This window comes from Ruegeria sp. J8 (assembly GCF_056531925.1).
The window spans coordinates 14,432-33,188 of sequence record NZ_JBQFMR010000014.1; the positions used below are offsets into that span (position 1 = coordinate 14,432).

Sequence of the window (18,757 nt, forward strand, 5' to 3'; positions counted from 1 at the left end):
CGACTACCTTTGCTTATTCAGTCAAAGTTATTCTTCGTTGTACCGATAACCGATGCCGTACAGCGTCTCGATTGCCGAAAACTCAGGGTCGGCGGCGCGCATCTTTTTGCGCAGACGCTTGATATGGCTGTCGATGGTGCGGTCATCCACATAGACCTGATCATCATAGGCCACATCCATCAACTGATCGCGGCTTTTGACGAAACCGGGACGTTGCGCAAGCGCTTGAAGCAGCAAGAACTCGGTCACCGTCAGCGACACATCCGATCCTTTCCAGCTAACAGCATGACGCAGCGGGTCCATCCGCAGTTCTCCCCGCTCCATGACTTTAGCATCGCCAGTGGTTGCAGCGGTGGCATCTCCCGAGGTCGCCTCCTGCCGGCGCAGCAGCGCGCGGATACGTTCGACCAGAAGACGCTGCGAGAACGGCTTTTTGACATAGTCATCCGCGCCCATCCGCAGACCCAGAACCTCGTCGATCTCGTCGTCTTTCGAGGTCAGAAAGATCACCGGCATCTGGGTTTTCTGCCGCAGACGCTGCAACAGGTCCATGCCATCCATGCGCGGCATCTTGATATCCAGAACTGCCATATCCGGCAGTTTCTTGTTAAATGCGTCCAACGCGGCCTGTCCGTCATTGTACGTCTCGACCTCAAAGCCTTCGGCCTCAAGCGTCATGGACACGGACGTCAGAATGTTTCTGTCGTCGTCCACCAATGCAATCTTCGACATCGGGTTAGCCCCTATTCCTGCTCACTCATGCAATATATCGTTATTAGTAAGGTATTTCTGGCGTTTTTAAGGCCGCGAATCAATCCGTATCTGCGAATCGTGCGATTGTTGTCACACAGATGCGGCAAAAAAGCCGTTAATGTTGCCGGAAAAGCGCCCTTATTTCGGTCGTGAAAAAAGTGATGGCGCTAAACTTGGACTTGGTTGCGCTAACTGCGTCAAACCCGCCTGTTCATGTCCTGAATGACCATGGTAAGACGCGCCCACCCGCCGGTTTTTCCCGGCTAATTGCCCAAATGGCGCATCCGGCCCAATCGCCCTGCGCCGCCACACGGAGAAGACACACATGACATCTGGACGGGTTAACCCGCAATTCCGCCTCGAAGATCAGGGCATCGAGGGTCTGGGCAATGTCTATTACAACTTCATGGAACCGGCGCTGATCGAAGAAGCGCTGAAGCGCGGCGAGGGTACTCTGGGCAATGGCGGGGCCTTTCTGGTCACCACCGGCAAGTTCACCGGCCGCTCGCCCAAAGACAAACACGTCGTGCGCACCGACAGCGTCGCTGACCACATCTGGTGGGAAAACAACGCCGAGATGAGCCCCGAAGGCTTTGATGCGCTTTACGAAGACATGCTGGCCCATATGAAGGGTCGTGACTATTTCGTGCAGGATCTCGTCGGGGGCGCCGACCCGACCTATTCGATCAACGTGCGCATGGTCACTGAACTGGCTTGGCACAACCTGTTCATCCGCCACCTGCTGCGCCGTCCGGATCGTGAGGACCTGGATGAGTTCACCGCAGATTTCACCGTCATCAACTGCCCAAGCTTTCAAGCCGACCCGGCAAAGCATGGCTGCCGGTCCGAGACCGTGATCGCGATGAACTTTGACCGAAAGCTGATCCTGATCGGCGGCACCGAATATGCGGGTGAGAACAAGAAATCCGTCTTCACCTTGTTGAACTACATGCTGCCGGAAAAGGGCGTGATGCCGATGCATTGCTCGGCCAACCATGCCGTTGGCAACCCGGTTGATACGGCCGTGTTCTTTGGCCTGTCGGGCACGGGCAAAACCACCCTGTCCGCTGACCCGGCCCGCACCCTGATCGGTGATGACGAGCACGGCTGGTCAGATCGCGGCACTTTCAACTTCGAAGGCGGTTGCTATGCCAAGACGATCAACCTGAACGCTGAGGCCGAGCCCGAAATCTATGCAACCACCAGCAAGTTCGGCACCGTGATCGAAAACATGGTGTTTGATCCCGAGACCAAAGAATTGGATTTCGAAGACGACTCGCTGACCGCTAACATGCGCTGCGCTTACCCGCTGGAATACATCTCGAACGCGTCCAGCAGCGCCCTGGGTGGTCACCCCAAGAACATTATCATGCTGACTTGTGATGCGTTCGGCGTGCTGCCTCCGATCGCGCGGCTAACGCCTGCGCAGGCCATGTATCACTTCTTGTCGGGCTTCACGTCCAAAGTGGCTGGGACCGAGCGTGGTATTACCGAACCGCAACCCACCTTCTCGACCTGCTTCGGTGCGCCTTTCATGCCGCGTCGTCCGGAAGAATATGGCAACCTGCTGCGGGACAAGATTGCTCAGCATGGCGCAACCTGCTGGCTGGTCAACACCGGCTGGACCGGTGGGGCCTATGGTGTGGGCAGCCGGATGCCGATCCGCGCAACCCGCGCACTGCTCACGGCCGCTCTGGACGGGTCCCTGCGTGATGCCGAGTTCCGCAAGGATGCCAATTTCGGCTTTGACGTACCCGTTTCGGTGCCCGGCGTCGCCGAGGTTCTGCTGGACCCGCGCCGTACTTGGGATGATCAGGCGGCCTTCGACAAACAGGCCGAGAAATTGGTGCAGATGTTTGCCGCGAACTTTGAACAATATCTTCCATTCATAGACGAAGATATCAAAGCCGTCGCAATCGGGTGAGAAGACAGAGGGGCACTTTCGCCCCTCTTTTCGTTTGAGGAGTCTCACCGCATCGTGATCACGCATAAGTTGTAATATGCACGTTGTATTTACAATGCCGTTGCCCGAAGTGTCGGATTGAGGTATCTCACCATGTCATTAGCATGACAAAGCCCGGCGCTTGACGCGCCGGGCAAAAACCAAAAAACCTAAGGGTTGCCTGATCGCACACTCACATTTGCGAATTTGGCCACCTAATCAAGTACTAAAGAACCAAAAAAGGGGATGAGTGTCAATATGAGACGTGCTGGAAAATTCTGAGACCGGTATGTTTCTTCCGCTTCATAAACTCGGCGGGCGACACAGGAGATAACATGACTGAGATTTCGAAACTGACAGAACTTCGCAAGCTGATGCAAAGCATGGAGCGCACATTGGGGCTGGAGCAACTCTCTCCGGTTGAGCGCGACATCTACTACGCAGCGGAAGAACTGTCGAAGAATGATCAAGAAGTCCGCACATTCGGTCTGATCGAACACACGCTGGTACAAAGCGTCTCTCGCCCAACGTTTTTCCGGGCGCTGAAATCGCTGGTACAAAAGGGATACCTGTCGCAAAGCGGCAACTCAAATCGGGGCCGATATATCGTTCATGCCCCAAGATGATGCCCCCAATGCGCGCGGCGATGGCTGACCATCGTGCGCAAATGGGCCTCTGAAACCTTCTTCGCCTCGTTGGCTTATGTCGTGGCATCATTCCTCACGTTCGAGGTTTTGATGCCGCTGCAAAACCTGTTCTTCCCAGAATATCCAAGCCGGGCCAGTCTTCTGTTTCTTCCGCATGGCGTGCGGGTTCTTTCTGCATGGTTGTTGGGATGGCGAGCCATCTTCGCGCTGCTGCCAGGTGTTTTCATTGTATTCGCCGTCATCGGCGGAGCCGACGTATTTTTACCCAGCCGACTTGCTGCAATAACTATTGCCGTTACGACGGTTCCAGCAGTGTTCTATTTGCTGAAGTGGGCCGGTTGGGACCTATTCCCACGCAGCGACCGCAAACCCTGCTGGGCTTGTATCATGGGTGTAGGAGTCATCACGTCCTTCCTTGTCTCAGGCCTGACCAATATGGCTTTTGGCAGCGCCCGCGTTGAATACGTCGCCTATTTGATCGGCGATATCTCGGGTTTGTTCTTCCTTATGCTCGGGCTCTACTTTGCGTTTCGGTTTGCAGATAGGCGTGCCTAGCCAAAGACGGCACGCCGCAACAGATTTAGCCCCCCAAACAGCAACACCAGCAATGTAATCTTGCGAAAACGCGCCTGATCAATACGGGCTTGCAACCGCAGCCCAATCCACATTCCGGCAAGCGCAGGGACAACCAAGATCGCTGAAAAAGGCACCGTCTCGGCGCGCAGAATTCCTGAACCCAGATGCGCCACGACCAGCGCCACGGCGCCCAACCCATAAATAACGCCTTGCACCCGCATTTGAATGTCTTTTGGCGTGTTCATCGCCGTCAGGTAAAGCACCGTCGGCGGCCCCCAAATCCCCGAAATCCCTCCGACAAACCCAGCAACGGCACCAATCGTGGCTTCAATCCATCGAGACGGCTCCGAAAGCGTCAACTTCAGCCCAGCAACCTGAATCAGCGCAAAAAATGTCACCGGAATGCCGATCAAAAACAGAAACGTGGTCTCGGGGACAAGACTGACCAGCATCGCGCCAGCCAGGAGAAACAGAAGTCCGGTTAGCAAGAAAACGCGAAACTGGCGCACTGCATCGACAGCAGCCGGAAGCCCGCCGCGAAGAGCCTGAACGACGTTTGTTACCAATGCAGGCAGGATCAATCCGGCCAACGCCAGTTGCGGTGGTAAAAAAATGCTCATCCCCGACATCAGAACCATCGGCATGGCAAAACCGACCATACCCTTGATCCATCCCGCTGCAAAAGCCACGAGCAGCGCGAACAGAAAATCCTGTGGAGATAAAAGCGAAAACAGTGTCATCCACCCGTGATATCACTCCAGTCGGTTTCTGCATCGCAAAATCTCTTGAGTAATTATTGAACTTTTTTTTGCCTTTGCACGTATTTTTGTTGCGCTGCATGTGCAGCATGGTATGACCAATCGACCCAGAAAAGGACGTGATTCATGGCCCATGACGGACAGGATATGACCCAGATGACAGCATCCGCGATTTTGCCCGACCTACTGACACTGACACGCGCCGCCGTTCCGGCTGTGGAGGCGGTGTTTGACCGCGCGCGCAAATCAGTGCGCGAAATGGTAAGCGCCGAGGGCCGGGTATCCGGAGCGTTGATCGAAGCCAACCAGACCGCCGCCCATGGCCTTGCATGGCTGGCCACCTACAACCAGTCTCTGCAACAGATGCAACGCTGGGCCGAAGCGCTGGAGGCCGACGGCAAGTTCGGCGAGATCGAACAGTTGGTGCACCAGATCGCCTTTGGCGAATACCTACATCAGGTCGCTGGCGGCATCCCCATGAATCAGGGCGAAGTTATCCGCCTGCAAGACATGGGTCTGGGATGGGACGCGCTGTCTGGTTTCCAAATTCCTGAAGTCCAGAGCCTGATGGCGCAGGCAAACTCGCAAGCCGCTCGTAGTCGCCTTGTCGAATTGATGGAGGATCAGGCTGGTGCCACAATGTTTGGCGCCTCAGGCCTGGATGAAGAACTGGAAATGATCCGCGACCAGTTTCGACGCTACGCCGTCGAAAAGGTCGAGCCGCACGCCCATGAATGGCACTTGAAAGACGAACTGATCCCGATGGAAATCATCGAGGAATTGGCCGAGATGGGCGTCTTTGGGCTGACCATCCCCGAGGAATTCGGCGGGTTCGGCCTGTCCAAAGCCTCGATGTGCGTGGTGTCCGAGGAACTGTCTCGTGGATATATCGGCGTGGGTTCTCTAGGCACGCGGTCCGAGATCGCGGCCGAGCTGATCATCGCTGGCGGCACGGATGAGCAGAAAGCCAACTGGCTGCCGAAACTGGCCAGCGCTGAAATCCTACCTACCGCCGTCTTCACCGAGCCCAACACCGGGTCCGACCTTGGCAGCCTGCGCACCCGCGCGGTCAAGAACGCCGATGGCGATTATGAAATCACCGGCAACAAAACCTGGATCACCCATGCGGCCCGGACCCATGTTATGACCCTGCTGGCCCGCACCAACCCCGACAGCACCGACCACCGTGGTCTGTCGATGTTCCTGGCCGAGAAAACGCCCGGAACAGATGAAGACCCTTTCCCAACCCCCGGCATGACCGGCGGCGAGATCGAGGTTCTGGGCTATCGCGGCATGAAGGAATACGAACTGGGCTTTGACGGCTTCAAGGTCAAGGGCGAAAACCTGCTGGGTGGCGAAGAAGGCAAAGGCTTTAAACAGCTGATGGAGACCTTCGAATCCGCCCGTATCCAGACCGCCGCCCGTGCCATTGGCGTGGCTCAGTCAGCGCTGGATATCGCCATGCAATACGCACAAGATCGTAAGCAGTTCGGCAAATCCCTGATCAACTTCCCGCGCGTCTCTGGCAAGCTTGCGATGATGGCGGTTGAGATCATGATCGCGCGCCAGCTGACCTATTTCAGCGCGTGGGAGAAAGACCACGGCCAGCGCTGTGATCTTGAGGCGGGCATGGCCAAGCTGCTGGGCGCGCGAGTCGCTTGGGCTGCTGCGGATAACGGGCTGCAAATCCACGGCGGCAACGGCTTTGCGCTGGAATACAAGATCAGCCGCGTCCTATGTGACGCGCGGATTCTAAACATTTTTGAAGGAGCTGCCGAAATTCAGGCGCAGGTTATTGCAAGACGTCTGCTGAGCTGAAACGGCATTCCTGTTTCCCCAACTTGACCCGGCGCACGCGCCGGGTCTTTTTTCTGCCATCGGTCCTCGGCCGCCGACCGAAAATAGCCCCCTGTACCTGCCCCCGGAATGCCGTTAATCAACGACGACACTCAGCAGGGTTTTCATCGTTATGATCCGACATTTTCTGGCCCTTTTCCTGACCTTCGCGGCGGTGGCACTGGCAGCGTGCGCAACGCAGCCTCCGACCGCTAGCCAGAACGAAATAGACGAGCTAGCCAGCGCGATCCGCAGCCTGAGCCCCACCGTGGACCCAACCGAAGCTCAAACAGCTGCAACCATCTCCTATACGTATTCTCAATACCTGGCGCGCGAATGGAATGTCACTGACTCGGCGATCATCCATAACGCCAAAGTCATAAACGGCCTGCGAGAAAAGGGGTTGTGTAACGATTGGGCAGAAGCCATGACAGCTCGTCTGCGGCAGGAAAACTTCGAAACGTTGGACTTGCACTGGGCGACGTCTCCTCCAACTGCGTTTCGCATCATCCACCATTCTGCCCTGATCAGCGCCAAGGGGGCGTCCATGTACGAGGGGCTGATCCTTGATCCATGGCGCAATAGCGGTGCGCTAACCTGGGCCCCCACGCGCGAGGATACCCGGTACAACTGGCGCCCCCGCAGCGAGGTCAGGGCCGAGTTGATCAGTGGCGAGAACCCCTATTGAACCCAGCTTCCCACGGCGGCAACAGCGAGGTAGAAACCTCTCATGGTACGATTGATCCTGACATTTCCTCTGCTGGCTCTGTTTCAATGCGGCACGGATGAAACTGTCGCCAGCTATGGTGCAGCGGATCAAATCTGGACCTTAAAGGAAATCGACAGCCAACCCTTTGCCGCGAGCGCGCAGTTGCAGTTCCATGGGGATGGCAAGATCAGCGGTCACGCGCCCTGCAACAGCTATAGCGGCACCTTGAACGCCCCCTACCCGTGGTTCGAAATCCAGGACCTGAGCGCAACACGTGCGGCTTGCGCGGGACTCGAAGCTGAAGGGATGTATTTTGCCGCTCTGCTGGCGATGACCCAATCTGAGGTCTCCGGCAATGTGCTGATCCTGCGCAACGAAGACGGGCATGAGATGGTGTTCACAGCCGCCGAGTGAAGCGCTCGACAAACCGGGTTCGCGCTTCGGGCACTGGCTTATGCCCTAGCGCCGGGGCCAAATGGTTCTCAAGGAAATAGCCTGTCGTGAGCAGCCCCTGCGCGATCTCCTCATCCGGCGCGGATCCCTCGCCCCGTAAACAAGGTGGAAGCGGCAATAGCCGATCCGCCCATTCGCCTGCACCTTGGGCACTGACCGCGCGCCCGGTTTTGGGCGAGACATAGACCAGCCCCTCGGTCGATCCGGTCACAGCGCAACTAGACAAATCCAGCCCAAATCCAAGCTCTTCTAGCAACGCCAATTCCCAGAGCAGATAAGCCAAAGGCCAGACCTCATCCTGCCCCAGCAAATCCATCAACTGTTCCGAATGTTTGTAAATCGCCGGATGCGGCTCACGTTCAGGCAGGCAAAAGGACAGCAAGGCGACAACCGAATTCAACCCGGCCAGCGCCAGACGCCCTGAAAACGCCGCGGCCGCGCGAGATCGGAGCGGCTCGACCTGAAACGTCCCGATATGTTCTTCAAGCCGCGCCCGCCACAACACATCCAATTGCGCGCCTGGTTGCAGGATTGGCGCGATCTTGCGACTGGTCCCACCTCGCACAACGCCCGCATGCCGACCATGGGCTTGGGTAAATACCTCAATGATCGCCGCCGTCTCACCATGTCGGCGAGTGGTCAAGAGTATGCCGTGATCGCGCCAGTCCACTGTTTTGCTACCAGGCAGCAACGCAGATTGAGAAAAATCGAAAAAGGCTGAGCCCGTCGTACATTTATTATCCAAAACGTTTGTTAAAGATACTCACCATTATTCTAGTTTCGACGCGCCACCAACGATCTTGGATCAAGCTGTTTTCCCACGGTACAGACACGGTTCCGCCGCTTGCTAGAGCAATTGTACTCCACCGCTGCAATCGGCTCGACTCGCAGTCTGTCTGACTGCTTACCGTATCGAGAAGCTAAAATAGCTCGGGCTGAATCTACAGCCTGTACCATTGTCTGCGTTCTGGCGGGAATGACATACACCACCCCCCGCTTCGCCACAAACGCGTATGTCCCCCCGTTCGGCAGCACTTTGGAGTTACCTCCTCTTTGACCTTCAAACAACGCGAATTGACCACCAGAATGAACAGGAACACTATCCAACATAGCGCCAGGAACACCGCTTTTCTTTTTCCGCGATATCCACTCTGCATTTATGTTGAAGCCAAATGGGCCCATGACGTAACCGCCGTTATCCCCCCTGCACTTTTTTGTAGTCCCCTTCTTAACAGGACAAAACACGCCACCGGCAAATGGCATTTGACCCGTTCCGAAGTGCAATATCATCAGATGCACGTCGTTTGCGCTCAACTGCTTCTGAGGCCTACTGTCACTTGCGCCCCCCAAGGGTTGTTGAGCAATCGCTATCGAAGGTAATTGCAATGCGACAATCAAATAAAGGCCTAAACCCAAAAAGCAGGTCTTCAGGAAGTTCAAATCGATCTCCTTTTTTTAGAGAAACTGCGTCAATACCAATAGATTTTTTTATCGCAGCGGCATCGCACACACCTAAGAAAATAGGATGCCGAGCCTGAGTGAAGAAGAAATCACTCATTCGGGGTCAGCACCAATCAACCAAGAAATTGTTGCTTTCCAAACACAAAAACGGCTTGGCTCCGTGGGCCTATAGCAACCCCTCTTCCCCCAGCAGATGACGCCCTTGCCGATCCTCGACCTCGATTACCCAAAGGTCAGGATCAAAACTACGTTGTTTCGCGATGGCAGCATCGACATCCCTTTCGGACCCCGAGGTTAGCTCGACCCATTTCCGCTCACCGCTCAACAGATCGAAGCTGCGGTGAAAAGCTGTGGCCTGCCCGTCCAGCGTGTTCAGCTTGATCAGGACGGCCCCTGCGGTATCATCGCCATGTGCGACGACAAAAGCGGGTATTTCCTGAAACCGCAATCGGGCCAGATAGGCGTGAACCCAAAACTCTGCGGTCAGACGGGCCATGTGCGCCATCCATCGACAAGCGCCGAGAATTTTCGTCGAACATTCTTAGCCCGTGTCATGCGTTGCCGTCTTTGAAATCCAGACCCATTTCCGAATACCGCTCGGATTCCTCCAGCCAGTTAGGCCGGACTTTCACTTGCAGAAACAGATGGATTTTGCGGTCGAGAAACTCTTCCAGTTCAGCGCGGGCAGCCTGACTGACGGCTTTAATCGTCTCGCCCCGCTTGCCCAGCACTATGCCCTTGTGACCGTCGCGCATGACGTAGATGACCTGATCAATCTTGGCCGAGCCGTCTTTGCGCTCTTCCCAATTCTCAGTCTCGACGGTCAGTTGGTATGGCAGTTCCTGATGCAGGCGCAGGGTTAGCTTTTCACGCGTCATCTCGGCTGCGATCATGCGCAGCGGCAGATCAGCAATCTGGTCTTCGGGGTAGAGCCATGGGCCTTCGGGCAGTTCGCGTGCCAGCCATTGGCGCAGGTCGTCGACACCGTGACCTTTTTCTGCGGAAATCATAAAAGTCTCGGAAAAAGAATAGCGTGCGTTCAGGTCGCTCGTCAGCGCCAGCAGTTTTTCCGAAGGCACTTTGTCTATCTTGTTGATCGCAAGCGCGACGGTACGGCTTTGACCAATTTCCTCGAGCCCTTCGAGGATACGTTCAACGCCTTCTGTGATACCGCGATGGGCCTCGATCATCAGAACGACGACATCCGCATCAGCTGCCCCGCCCCAGGCTGCGGCGACCATGGCGCGGTCAAGACGGCGGCGGGGTTTGAACAGGCCAGGCGTATCGACAAAAACCAACTGTGCGTCGCCTTCCATCGCCACGCCCCGGATGCGGGCGCGGGTTGTTTGTACCTTATGCGTCACGATCGAGACCTTGGCCCCGACCATGCGGTTCAGAAGGGTGGATTTGCCCGCGTTGGGCTCTCCGATCAGGGCGATAAATCCGGCACGTGTGGTCATGTGTATTGCGATCCTGTTTGCAAGTGCGCACCCCTATAGCAGAAAGCACCGGCGGGCCAGAGGGTTTTGTCAGGGTGAGCGTGTGTGGATCATCGCGCCTGTGTGCTTCGAATTGGCTGCGCCAATCCGACCGGGAGGGGGCCAGCCCCCTCGCCCGGATTTTATCCGGGCTCACCCCCGGGATATTTTTGGCCAGATGAAGGGGATCCGGGCAGAAACGAGTGGGACTATTTAGGTAGGCTGTCCAGCAAGGCCTTGGCCGCTGCTTGTTCCGCTTGGCGTTTGGAACCTGCGGTTGCCTGCGCTTCGGCACCGTCTTGCAGACGGGCCGCGATGGTGAAGATCGGGGCGTGATCGGGGCCGCTGCGTTTGATTTCAACGTAAGAGGGCGGCTTTTGGCCGCGTGCTTGCGCCCATTCCTGAAGTGATGTTTTTGCGTCGCGCGCGTCGGCCTCGACCTTGTGGATCCGGTCGCCCCAGAGGCGCAGGATCACGTCGCGGGCGGCCTCGAACCCGGCATCGCGGTATATGGCGGCGATCACCGCCTCCATCGCGTCGCCCAATAGGGCTTGTTTGCGGCGGCCACCGGACAGCATTTCTGACCGACCCAGTTTCAGCACCGCACCCAAATCGATCTGGCGAGCGACATCGGCGCAGGCCTCTTTTCGCACAAGCGCGTTGAAACGGGGGGCTAATTGCCCCTCTGACGCCTTCTTGTCGGCTTCCAGCAGGGCTGTTGCCATAACCAAACCCAACACGCGGTCGCCCAGAAATTCGAGCCTCTGGTTATCGGGGCGCGTCGGCGAGGACACCGAGCCATGGGTCAAAGCGCGCAGCAGCAATTCAGGGTCGGAAAATTGGTACCCCAAACGTTGCTGAAACGCTTTTATCTCGGCCGAAAGTTTCAATTCACCGCCTTGAAGAACCGATCCCCGCGCCAGGTCCAGAAGAAGAGCATCGACCGGCCAGCGGACGAGAACATGATCCGGTCGGCCCGACCGATCAAGTCCTGATAAGGGACAAATCCCACTCCGCCCGCGGATTGCGGCAGGCGGCTGTCGCTGGAGTTGTCACGGTTGTCGCCCATGAAGAAATAGTGGCCTTCAGGCACAGTGTAGATTCCGGTATTGTCCGACCCTTGGTTGCCGATATTCAGCACGTCATACGAGACTCCATTGGGCAGAGTTTCGATCATCCGCGATTTTTCGCAGCGACCGCCAAACCCGACTGGGCCATTTTCACAGCGCGGGCGCAACCCTTGCGAACCCTGAGGCTCGGCCAGTTCGGTGAACACACCATCGGGTTGTTGCGGAACCGGCGTTCCGTTTAGAATGATCTGACCCCCGCGGATCTGAATTCGGTCACCCGGCAAGCCGATCAGACGTTTGATGTAGTCGCGACCATTGACCGGGTGACGGAACACAATCACATCGCCGCGCTCGGGTTCACCGCCCCAGATACGCGTGTCTTCATCTCCCGGTAGCCAGCCGCAGATATCCTCTGCATCGATGTTGAGGCCAAAGCGGGGAATGATCAGGCTGGGACAGGAGGCGTAGGAATAGCCATACGCCATCTTGTTGACGAACAGAAAATCCCCGATCAGCAGGGTCTGTTTCATCGACCCCGATGGGATCCAGAAAGGTTGAAAGAACAGTGTGCGGAATACGCCTGCGATCAGCAAAGCGTAGACGATGGTTTTGATCGTCTCCCATACGGGATTTCCGGTTTTGACGTCCTCGGCCATACTGCTCTCCGGTCCTTGGTTTGTTGGGGTGCTACATGCGGGGCGCAGAGAGGTTAGTCAAGGCTGGCCGCTGCGTTCGTGATGGCGCGCGCTTCAATCACTACGAAAGCCTGCGCCCAAGGATGGTCGTCGGTCAGGGTGACATGGATGATCGCCTCATGGCCTTCGGGGGTCATCTCGCGCAGGCGCTCGGCGGCCCAGCCGGTGACATGCATGACCGGCTGGCCAGTGTTCAGGTTGGTGACGGCCATGTCCTTCCACGCGATGCCCATGCGCAGACCGGTGCCCAGCGCCTTGGAGCATGCCTCTTTCGCCGCCCAGCGCTTGGCATAAGTCCCAGCCGTGTCATGGCGACGTTCGGCCTTGCGCTGTTCGGTGTCGGTGAAAACGCGGTTGCGGAACCGGTCGCCGAACCGGTCGAGCGTGCCCTGAATACGCTCGATATTCGCGAGGTCTGTACCGATTCCTAGGATCATCCGTTTCGCTCCATGTTCTTTAAAAACATCGAGTAGCCTCTTTTGACACCCAGAATGAATGCATATCGGCACAAAATAATGGAGACAGTACCAACGATAGCCACTTGAACAACAAAACCCGTCAGATCGCCTTCATTCCCCGAGATTTCCGGAAAACCGAGATCTAGAACAGCGACAAGAACAATTCCGGCTATGGTTAACAGCCCGGTAAAGACCATGTTTCCAGCAAGCACCCAACTCTTCCAAGACGGCCCACATCGGTTGCCGCGTAAGCCTTTACGCGCCACATAGAAAAGTGATGCCAGAACAAGTGCCAATCCCATGGAAAAAGGGAACGAAGGTTCGGTCAAATCGAAAGTGCGTTTGATCAGATAGAGTGCGGACAACACCGAAAATACGAGCGCAGAATAGGTAATGTAATCAAGTTTCACCCTACCTTTTGCTACGGTTTTCGCCCGACACTGTTTCAAGCCCGCGCCTCATCCATCAGGCGGCGCATCTCGGCAATGGCGGGGGTGAGGCCGCGGAAGATGGCCTCTCCGATCAGGAAGTGGCCGATATTCAGCTCGCGCACCTCGGGGAAGGCGGCGATGGGTTGCACCGTGTCATAGGTCAGGCCGTGGCCCGCATGGACCTCTAGGCCCAGGGAATGCGCAAAGGTGGACATTTGGCGCAGGCTGTCCAGCTCGCGGGTGGCTATGTCTGTGTGGCCCTCGGAGACGGCGTCGCAATAAGCACCGGTGTGCAGCTCGATCACCTCAGCACCGATACGGTGCGCGGCTTCGATCTGGCGCTGGTCGGCGGCGATGAAAATGGACACACGGCAGCCCACGTCGCGCAGGGGAGCGATGAAATGGGCCAGCTTGTTTTCCTCGCGCGCGACTTCCAAACCGCCCTCGGTCGTCCGTTCCTCGCGCTTTTCGGGAACGATGCACACCGCATGCGGTTTGTGCCGCAGGGCGATCTGCTGCATCTCGGGCGTCGCAGCCATTTCAAAGTTCAGGGGCACCGACAGAACCTCCATCAGCCCGTCGATATCGGCGTCCGAGATATGGCGGCGATCTTCGCGCAGATGGGCCGTGATGCCATCAGCCCCGGCCTCTTCCGCCAGCTTGGCGGCGCGCAGAGGGTCAGGGTACGCCCCACCGCGCGCGTTGCGCACGGTTGCTACGTGGTCGATATTCACGCCCAGACGCAGGATATTGTCAGACATCGTTTGATTCCTTTGCCGAATTCTGGCCCGAGCCTAGTGGTTTTGGAACCGAAACGGCAGGCTTGGATTCAGCCAACCGCCGGATTTCGTCGAACTTGGCTTTGATCTTGGCCCGGCGGCGCTGCTGATAGGTTCGGATCAACGGCAGGCTCAGGTAGTGACACACAGCCCCGGCGACAAGACCGGGCAGAATCCCCCCAACCAGATAGGGAAAAAACACCTCATCATAAAAGATCCTTAGCCCGTACCAGTCGGCCATGCGGTCGGTGAAGATCGCCAGAAAATTGTTCTTCAGATCGCCGAGCGCACCAGCGAATTTGCCCATCAGACCGTGGGTGTCGCCTTCTTCGAATTTGGTACCCAGAATGAAGTGGCCGGTTTGCAGGCTGACAACGCCGATCGGGACATATGTCAACGGATTACCAAAGAATGTCCCACTCAGCGCAGCCAGAATATTGCCGTTGATCAACCGCGCCAGAAGCGCAGCAACCACAAAGTGCAGGCTATAAAAGGGCGTGAAGGCAGCAAACACCCCTGCCCCGATCCCACGTGCGATACGTTCCGGGGAATCGGGCAACCGGCGTACACGGTGTTTGACATAGTGAAAGGCTCGGGTCCATCCGCCACGGGGGTAGACGAATTCAGATGCGATCTGGACAGGCGAGCGTCGATCTCGGCGCTTGAATACCACTCCTGATCACCCCTTCTCAGCCAGCCGCCACGGCGGTCTTGGACCTGTCCCTGAACCGTTCCACCGCCGCTACGTCGCTTTCGGCTTCAAGCATCAGCATCAGCGAATGCAGCTGTTCGAGATCACGCAGTTCGACACTGATCAACAATCGGTAAAAATCCGGTTTGCGATCAACGAATTCCAAGTTTGAGATATTGGCCTTTTTCTCGCCAATCAATGTGCAAATACGCCCCAGTACGCCCGCATCATTCCCGATCGTCAACTCCAGCGTTGCACCGTAGACCGCCGGATGGGTTCCGGTATGCCAATGCAGGTCAACCCACCGCTCGGGCTCGCCCTCGAACTCGGTCAGACGATTACAGTCGATGGCGTGAACCACCACGCCTTTGCCGCGATAGGTAATGCCGACGATGCGTTCACCAGGTAGAGGCTGACAGCACGGCGCGCGGTCAAATTTCTGCCCCGGCTCAAGCCCGATTACGGCACGGCGCAACGGGATGGCGTCGCCTTCATCCTGCGTCAGTTCCGGGTAAACGGCGCTGACCACATCATGGGCGGTCAGTTCGGCACTGCCTAGCCGGGCCAACAGTTCGTCTCGATCCTTCAGGCGCAAGTGTTTAGCGGCCGTCTCCAGCGCCTTGTCTGTGGCCTTGCGCCCCACATGTTCGAAGCCCGAGCGCGCCAGTTCTTTGCCCAGTTTGATAAAGCGCTCGCGATCCACCTCTCGCAGAGCGCGCCGGATGGCGGTGCGGGCCTTGCCGGTGACAGCAATCTCAAGCCAAGTGACCTGCGGGGTCTGACCGTCCGCGGTGATGACATCAACCGATTGGCCGTTCTTGATCCGGGTCCATAGCGGAACCCTGATACCATCTACCTTGGCGCCAACGCAGGCATGACCGATCCGTGTGTGGATCGCATAAGCGAAATCTATTGGTGTCGCCCCACGCGGCAGTTTCACCACATCGCCCTTGGGTGTGAAGCAGAACACCTGGTCCGAATACATCTCAAGCTTAACTGCTTCGAGGAAATCCTCGTGGTCATCCTCACTATCAAACTGCTCGGTCAGGTTCGCGATCCACTTGGCTGGATCGACTGCAAACGGGTTTTCCGACCGCACCCCATCCCGATAAGACCAATGCGCCGCCACACCCGTCTCAGCCACGTCGTGCATCTGACGGGTACGGATTTGCACCTCGACGCGCTTACCGTCGCGCCCCGACACTGTGGTGTGAATCGAGCGGTAGCCGTTGGATTTTGGCTGGCTGATATAGTCCTTGAACCGCCCCGGCACCGCACGCCAGCGTTGGTGGATTGCGCCCAACGTCCGGTAACAATCTTCTTCCGTCTGGGTGATGATGCGGAACCCGTATATGTCGGACAGGCGCGAGAACCCCTGATCCTTTTCCTGCATCTTGCGCCAGATCGAATAGGGTTTCTTTGCGCGGCCAAAGACCTCGGCTTCGATCCCGGCTTTTTCCAGCTCGAACCGCATGTCGCCCGTGATCCGGTGGATCACATCGCCGGTTTCACGTTGCAGAGTGATGAACCGCCGGATGATCGACTGGCGGCCTTCGGGATTCAGCACGCGGAAGGCCAGGTCCTCCAGCTCTTCGCGCATCCATTGCATCCCCATCCGGCCGGCAAGCGGCGCGTAGATGTCCATTGTCTCGCGCGCCTTGACGATCTGCTTTTCCGGGCGCATCGCCTTGATCGTGCGCATATTGTGCAGACGGTCGGCCAGCTTGACCAGAATGACCCGCAAATCCTTGGACATGGCCATGAACAGTTTACGGAAATTCTCGGCCTGTTTGGTTTCGCGGCTGGACAGCTGCAGGTTGGTCAGCTTGGTGACCCCATCGACCAGCTTGGCCACTTCATCGCCAAACAGCTCGGACACCTTGCTGTAATTGGCTTTTGTGTCCTCGATCGTGTCATGCAGCAGCGCGGTAATGATCGTGGCATCATCCAGACGCTGTTCGGTCAGGATGGCGGCAACGGCAACGGGATGAGTGAAATAGGGCTCGCCCGAGTGGCGAAACTGACCTTCGTGCATCAGTTTCCCAAACTCATAAGCTCGGGTTATGCGGTCAGCATTTGTCTTGGGGTTGTAGTTGCGGACCAGCGCAATCAGGTCTTCAGCAGAAATCATCCGGTCCGCACCTTCGTCTTTGGGGATTACCCCTGGCCTTGAGCCTCCATCAGAGCGCGCAGCAGCTTCTCTTCGGACATGTCGTCATCGGCGGGCTTGTCGGATTCCGCTCCCATCAGCAGAGCCATCTGATCCTCTTCAGGCTCGTCAACCTCGATCTGGGTCTGGTTGGCCTCGATCAGGCGCTCGCGCAGCTCATCAGCGCTTTGGGTTTCATCGGCGATTTCGCGCAGCGACACGACCGGGTTCTTGTCGTTGTCGCGGTCCACGGTGATCGCGGCACCGGCCGAAATCTCACGCGCACGATGGGCGGCAAGCATCACCAGCTCAAACCGGTTTTGTACCTTGTCTACGCAATCTTCTACCGTCACGCGGGCCATGGGGCGCTCTCCGTTTCTGAATCCATGTCAGGAAGAGGTTTATCTAAGGGCGAATCCCCGCCTTGACAAGCAAGAAATGCTGCAAATGCACCCTTCACAAAGGGGTGACAGAGGCAATTTCATTGGCAGGTAGCTGCGCCAGCATTTCCCGAACGCTCTGACCCAAGACTGGATGCTCCCAATCCGGGGCGATATCGGCCATCGGAACCAGCACAAATGCGCGATCCTGAAGCCGCGGATGCGGCAGAATCAACTGGTCCGGTGCGCGTTGCATCTGGTCATCTTGCGGCAGTGTCCTCCAGCGTTCGTACTCCGTCCGGTCGGGCAATACGCCGTCACCAAAACACACCAGATCCAAATCCAGCGTCCGCATCCCCCAGCGCTGAATCCGCTCGCGCCCGTATTCCTTCTCCACCTCATGCAGCAGATGCAGCAATTCGGACGGCGTCTTTTCTGTCTCAATCAAAGCTGCGGCATTAACATAGTCTGGCCCCGCGCCGGCTGGGAAACACGGTGTCTCAAAAAAGCGGCTGACCGCGCGAATCACCACCCCCTGACGCTTTAGTGCGTCAAGAGCCTTCTCAAGTGTCACCTTGGGCCCATCACCTCTCAAATTGAGATTTGCACCCAGTGCGATCACCGATTCTGACGTAATCTTGCGCATTCTACTCCCTATATTCGGTGAATTGCATACTTGCGATACACATTAAAAACACTAATTATAGGCGTATCAGCGCGCCGCCTATTTCCTAAGCTCACTCACGTAACACCCGGCGTTCTGGTAGATACCGGAAGGACCTATTTATGTTTTATAAAGACGAACGGCTAGCGCTGTTCATCGACGGCTCCAATCTTTATGCGGCCGCAAAAGCACTGGGGTTTGACATCGACTACAAATTGCTGCGCCAAGAATTCATGCGTCGCGGCAAGATGCTTCGTGCTTTCTACTACACAGCGCTACTGGAAAATGACGAGTATTCCCCGATCCGACCCCTGGTGGACTGGCTGCATTACAACGGCTTCACCATGGTGACGAAACCCGCCAAGGAATACACCGACAGCATGGGGCGTCGGAAAGTCAAAGGGAACATGGATATCGAACTGACCGTCGATGCCATGGAACTGGCACCGCGCGTTGATCATATCGTGCTGTTTTCGGGCGATGGGGATTTCCGCCCGCTGATTGCCAGCCTGCAACGTCAGGGCGTGCGCGTTTCGGTCGTCTCGACCATCCGCAGCCAGCCGCCGATGATCTCGGACGAGCTCCGCCGCCAAGCCGACAACTTCATCGAGCTGGAGGATTTGCGCGACGTAATCGGCCGCCCTCCGCGTGACGTCCCGATGGAGCCGCGCAGCGTCGCGGCAAGTGGGCAGTAACACCGCCCCCGTCAGTTCGGCTTAAAAATCGACGCGGTCGGGGCAAATGCCCTGACCGCGTTGCTTAAACTAGGAACAGGTGCTGAAACATCTGATTGCTAACACTGATTCATGTCAGTTGAATGACACAGT

Annotated in this window: 22 protein-coding genes; 7 read left to right on the forward strand and 15 right to left on the reverse strand. The window is 57.0% G+C overall.

Annotation, left to right across the window (positions count from 1 at the left end; genetic code table 11):
• Positions 1-27: 27 nt before the first annotated feature.
• Positions 28-732: a response regulator transcription factor gene (locus ACR0L1_RS21380; RefSeq protein ID WP_170775352.1), complete on the reverse strand. Its 705-nt coding sequence runs from the start codon at positions 730-732 to the stop codon at positions 28-30.
• 346 nt (positions 733-1,078) lie between these two features.
• On the opposite strand from ACR0L1_RS21380, the gene ACR0L1_RS21385 reads away from it, so the two are divergent.
• The 3 genes from ACR0L1_RS21385 to ACR0L1_RS21395 all read left to right on the forward strand — a co-directional run bounded on the left by ACR0L1_RS21385 (position 1,079) and on the right by ACR0L1_RS21395 (position 3,897).
• Positions 1,079-2,677: a phosphoenolpyruvate carboxykinase gene (locus tag ACR0L1_RS21385; RefSeq protein ID WP_170775350.1), complete on the forward strand. Its 1,599-nt coding sequence runs from the start codon at positions 1,079-1,081 to the stop codon at positions 2,675-2,677.
• A 353-nt stretch (positions 2,678-3,030) separates the two neighbouring features.
• A complete protein-coding gene (locus ACR0L1_RS21390) occupies positions 3,031-3,321 on the forward strand; it encodes a hypothetical protein (protein WP_170775348.1) in 291 nt (96 codons plus the stop codon).
• Between the two features lie 111 nt (positions 3,322-3,432).
• Complete coding sequence (locus ACR0L1_RS21395; protein WP_237218085.1) at positions 3,433-3,897, forward strand: hypothetical protein; 465 nt, start codon at positions 3,433-3,435, stop codon at positions 3,895-3,897.
• Here the strand turns inward: ACR0L1_RS21395 and ACR0L1_RS21400 are convergent.
• Entirely contained in the window at positions 3,894-4,658 is a 765-nt protein-coding gene (locus ACR0L1_RS21400; protein ID WP_170775346.1) for a sulfite exporter TauE/SafE family protein, read from the reverse strand. The two genes, ACR0L1_RS21395 and ACR0L1_RS21400, sit on opposite strands and share 4 nt — an antisense overlap.
• Positions 4,659-4,802: 144 nt before the next feature.
• Between ACR0L1_RS21400 and ACR0L1_RS21405 the strand changes: the two genes are divergently transcribed.
• The 3 genes from ACR0L1_RS21405 to ACR0L1_RS21415 all read left to right on the forward strand — a co-directional run bounded on the left by ACR0L1_RS21405 (position 4,803) and on the right by ACR0L1_RS21415 (position 7,635).
• On the forward strand, positions 4,803-6,494 hold the full coding sequence (locus tag ACR0L1_RS21405) for an acyl-CoA dehydrogenase family protein (protein WP_170791607.1): 1,692 nt from the start codon (positions 4,803-4,805) through the stop codon (positions 6,492-6,494).
• 151 nt (positions 6,495-6,645) lie between these two features.
• The gene (locus ACR0L1_RS21410) at positions 6,646-7,200 is read left to right on the forward strand and encodes a hypothetical protein (RefSeq protein WP_170791608.1); all 555 of its coding nucleotides are present in this window, start codon (positions 6,646-6,648) and stop codon (positions 7,198-7,200) included.
• A gap of 42 nt (positions 7,201-7,242) precedes the next feature.
• Entirely contained in the window at positions 7,243-7,635 is a 393-nt protein-coding gene (locus ACR0L1_RS21415) for an META domain-containing protein (RefSeq protein ID WP_480505748.1), read from the forward strand.
• Here ACR0L1_RS21415 and recO read toward each other — a convergent pair.
• The 13 genes from recO to folK all read right to left on the reverse strand — a co-directional run bounded on the left by recO (position 7,619) and on the right by folK (position 17,912).
• A complete protein-coding gene (gene recO / locus ACR0L1_RS21420; RefSeq protein ID WP_170791610.1) occupies positions 7,619-8,344 on the reverse strand; it encodes a DNA repair protein RecO in 726 nt (241 codons plus the stop codon). The genes ACR0L1_RS21415 and recO overlap by 17 nt on opposite strands.
• Before the next feature lie 104 nt (positions 8,345-8,448).
• Complete coding sequence (locus tag ACR0L1_RS21425) at positions 8,449-9,114, reverse strand: hypothetical protein (protein ID WP_480860709.1); 666 nt, start codon at positions 9,112-9,114, stop codon at positions 8,449-8,451.
• Positions 9,115-9,301: 187 nt separating this feature from the next.
• A complete protein-coding gene (locus ACR0L1_RS21430) occupies positions 9,302-9,631 on the reverse strand; it encodes a DUF1491 family protein (RefSeq protein ID WP_170775332.1) in 330 nt (109 codons plus the stop codon).
• 55 nt (positions 9,632-9,686) lie between these two features.
• Positions 9,687-10,595 carry a GTPase Era gene (gene era, locus ACR0L1_RS21435; protein ID WP_170775330.1) on the reverse strand — a complete coding sequence of 303 codons (909 nt, stop codon included), beginning with the start codon at positions 10,593-10,595 and terminating at the stop codon, positions 9,687-9,689.
• A 227-nt stretch (positions 10,596-10,822) separates the two neighbouring features.
• Positions 10,823-11,503 carry a ribonuclease III gene (rnc, locus tag ACR0L1_RS21440; protein ID WP_170775328.1) on the reverse strand — a complete coding sequence of 227 codons (681 nt, stop codon included), beginning with the start codon at positions 11,501-11,503 and terminating at the stop codon, positions 10,823-10,825.
• Positions 11,500-12,339, reverse strand: a complete 840-nt coding sequence (gene lepB / locus ACR0L1_RS21445) for a signal peptidase I (protein ID WP_170791612.1) — start codon at positions 12,337-12,339, stop codon at positions 11,500-11,502. The genes rnc and lepB overlap by 4 nt, the downstream gene beginning before the upstream one ends.
• Before the next feature lie 53 nt (positions 12,340-12,392).
• On the reverse strand, positions 12,393-12,815 hold the full coding sequence (gene acpS, locus ACR0L1_RS21450; RefSeq protein WP_170356731.1) for a holo-ACP synthase: 423 nt from the start codon (positions 12,813-12,815) through the stop codon (positions 12,393-12,395).
• Positions 12,812-13,246 (reverse strand): hypothetical protein, encoded by a 435-nt coding sequence (locus tag ACR0L1_RS21455; protein ID WP_480505738.1) that lies wholly within the window; start codon positions 13,244-13,246, stop codon positions 12,812-12,814. Before ACR0L1_RS21455 ends, acpS begins: the two co-directional genes overlap by 4 nt.
• A gap of 35 nt (positions 13,247-13,281) precedes the next feature.
• Complete coding sequence (locus ACR0L1_RS21460) at positions 13,282-14,028, reverse strand: pyridoxine 5'-phosphate synthase (RefSeq protein WP_480505736.1); 747 nt, start codon at positions 14,026-14,028, stop codon at positions 13,282-13,284.
• Entirely contained in the window at positions 14,021-14,719 is a 699-nt protein-coding gene (locus ACR0L1_RS21465) for a DUF2062 domain-containing protein (protein WP_170775320.1), read from the reverse strand. The genes ACR0L1_RS21460 and ACR0L1_RS21465 overlap by 8 nt, the downstream gene beginning before the upstream one ends.
• A 16-nt stretch (positions 14,720-14,735) precedes the next feature.
• The gene (locus ACR0L1_RS21470) at positions 14,736-16,868 is read right to left on the reverse strand and encodes a RelA/SpoT family protein (protein ID WP_480860710.1); all 2,133 of its coding nucleotides are present in this window, start codon (positions 16,866-16,868) and stop codon (positions 14,736-14,738) included.
• 26 nt (positions 16,869-16,894) lie between these two features.
• Positions 16,895-17,248 carry a DNA-directed RNA polymerase subunit omega gene (gene rpoZ, locus ACR0L1_RS21475; RefSeq protein WP_170356736.1) on the reverse strand — a complete coding sequence of 118 codons (354 nt, stop codon included), beginning with the start codon at positions 17,246-17,248 and terminating at the stop codon, positions 16,895-16,897.
• Between the two features lie 94 nt (positions 17,249-17,342).
• A complete protein-coding gene (folK, locus tag ACR0L1_RS21480; protein WP_480505734.1) occupies positions 17,343-17,912 on the reverse strand; it encodes a 2-amino-4-hydroxy-6-hydroxymethyldihydropteridine diphosphokinase in 570 nt (189 codons plus the stop codon).
• 140 nt (positions 17,913-18,052) lie between these two features.
• Between folK and ACR0L1_RS21485 the strand changes: the two genes are divergently transcribed.
• Positions 18,053-18,625 (forward strand): LabA-like NYN domain-containing protein, encoded by a 573-nt coding sequence (locus ACR0L1_RS21485; RefSeq protein ID WP_170775314.1) that lies wholly within the window; start codon positions 18,053-18,055, stop codon positions 18,623-18,625.
• Positions 18,626-18,757 lie beyond the last annotated feature (132 nt).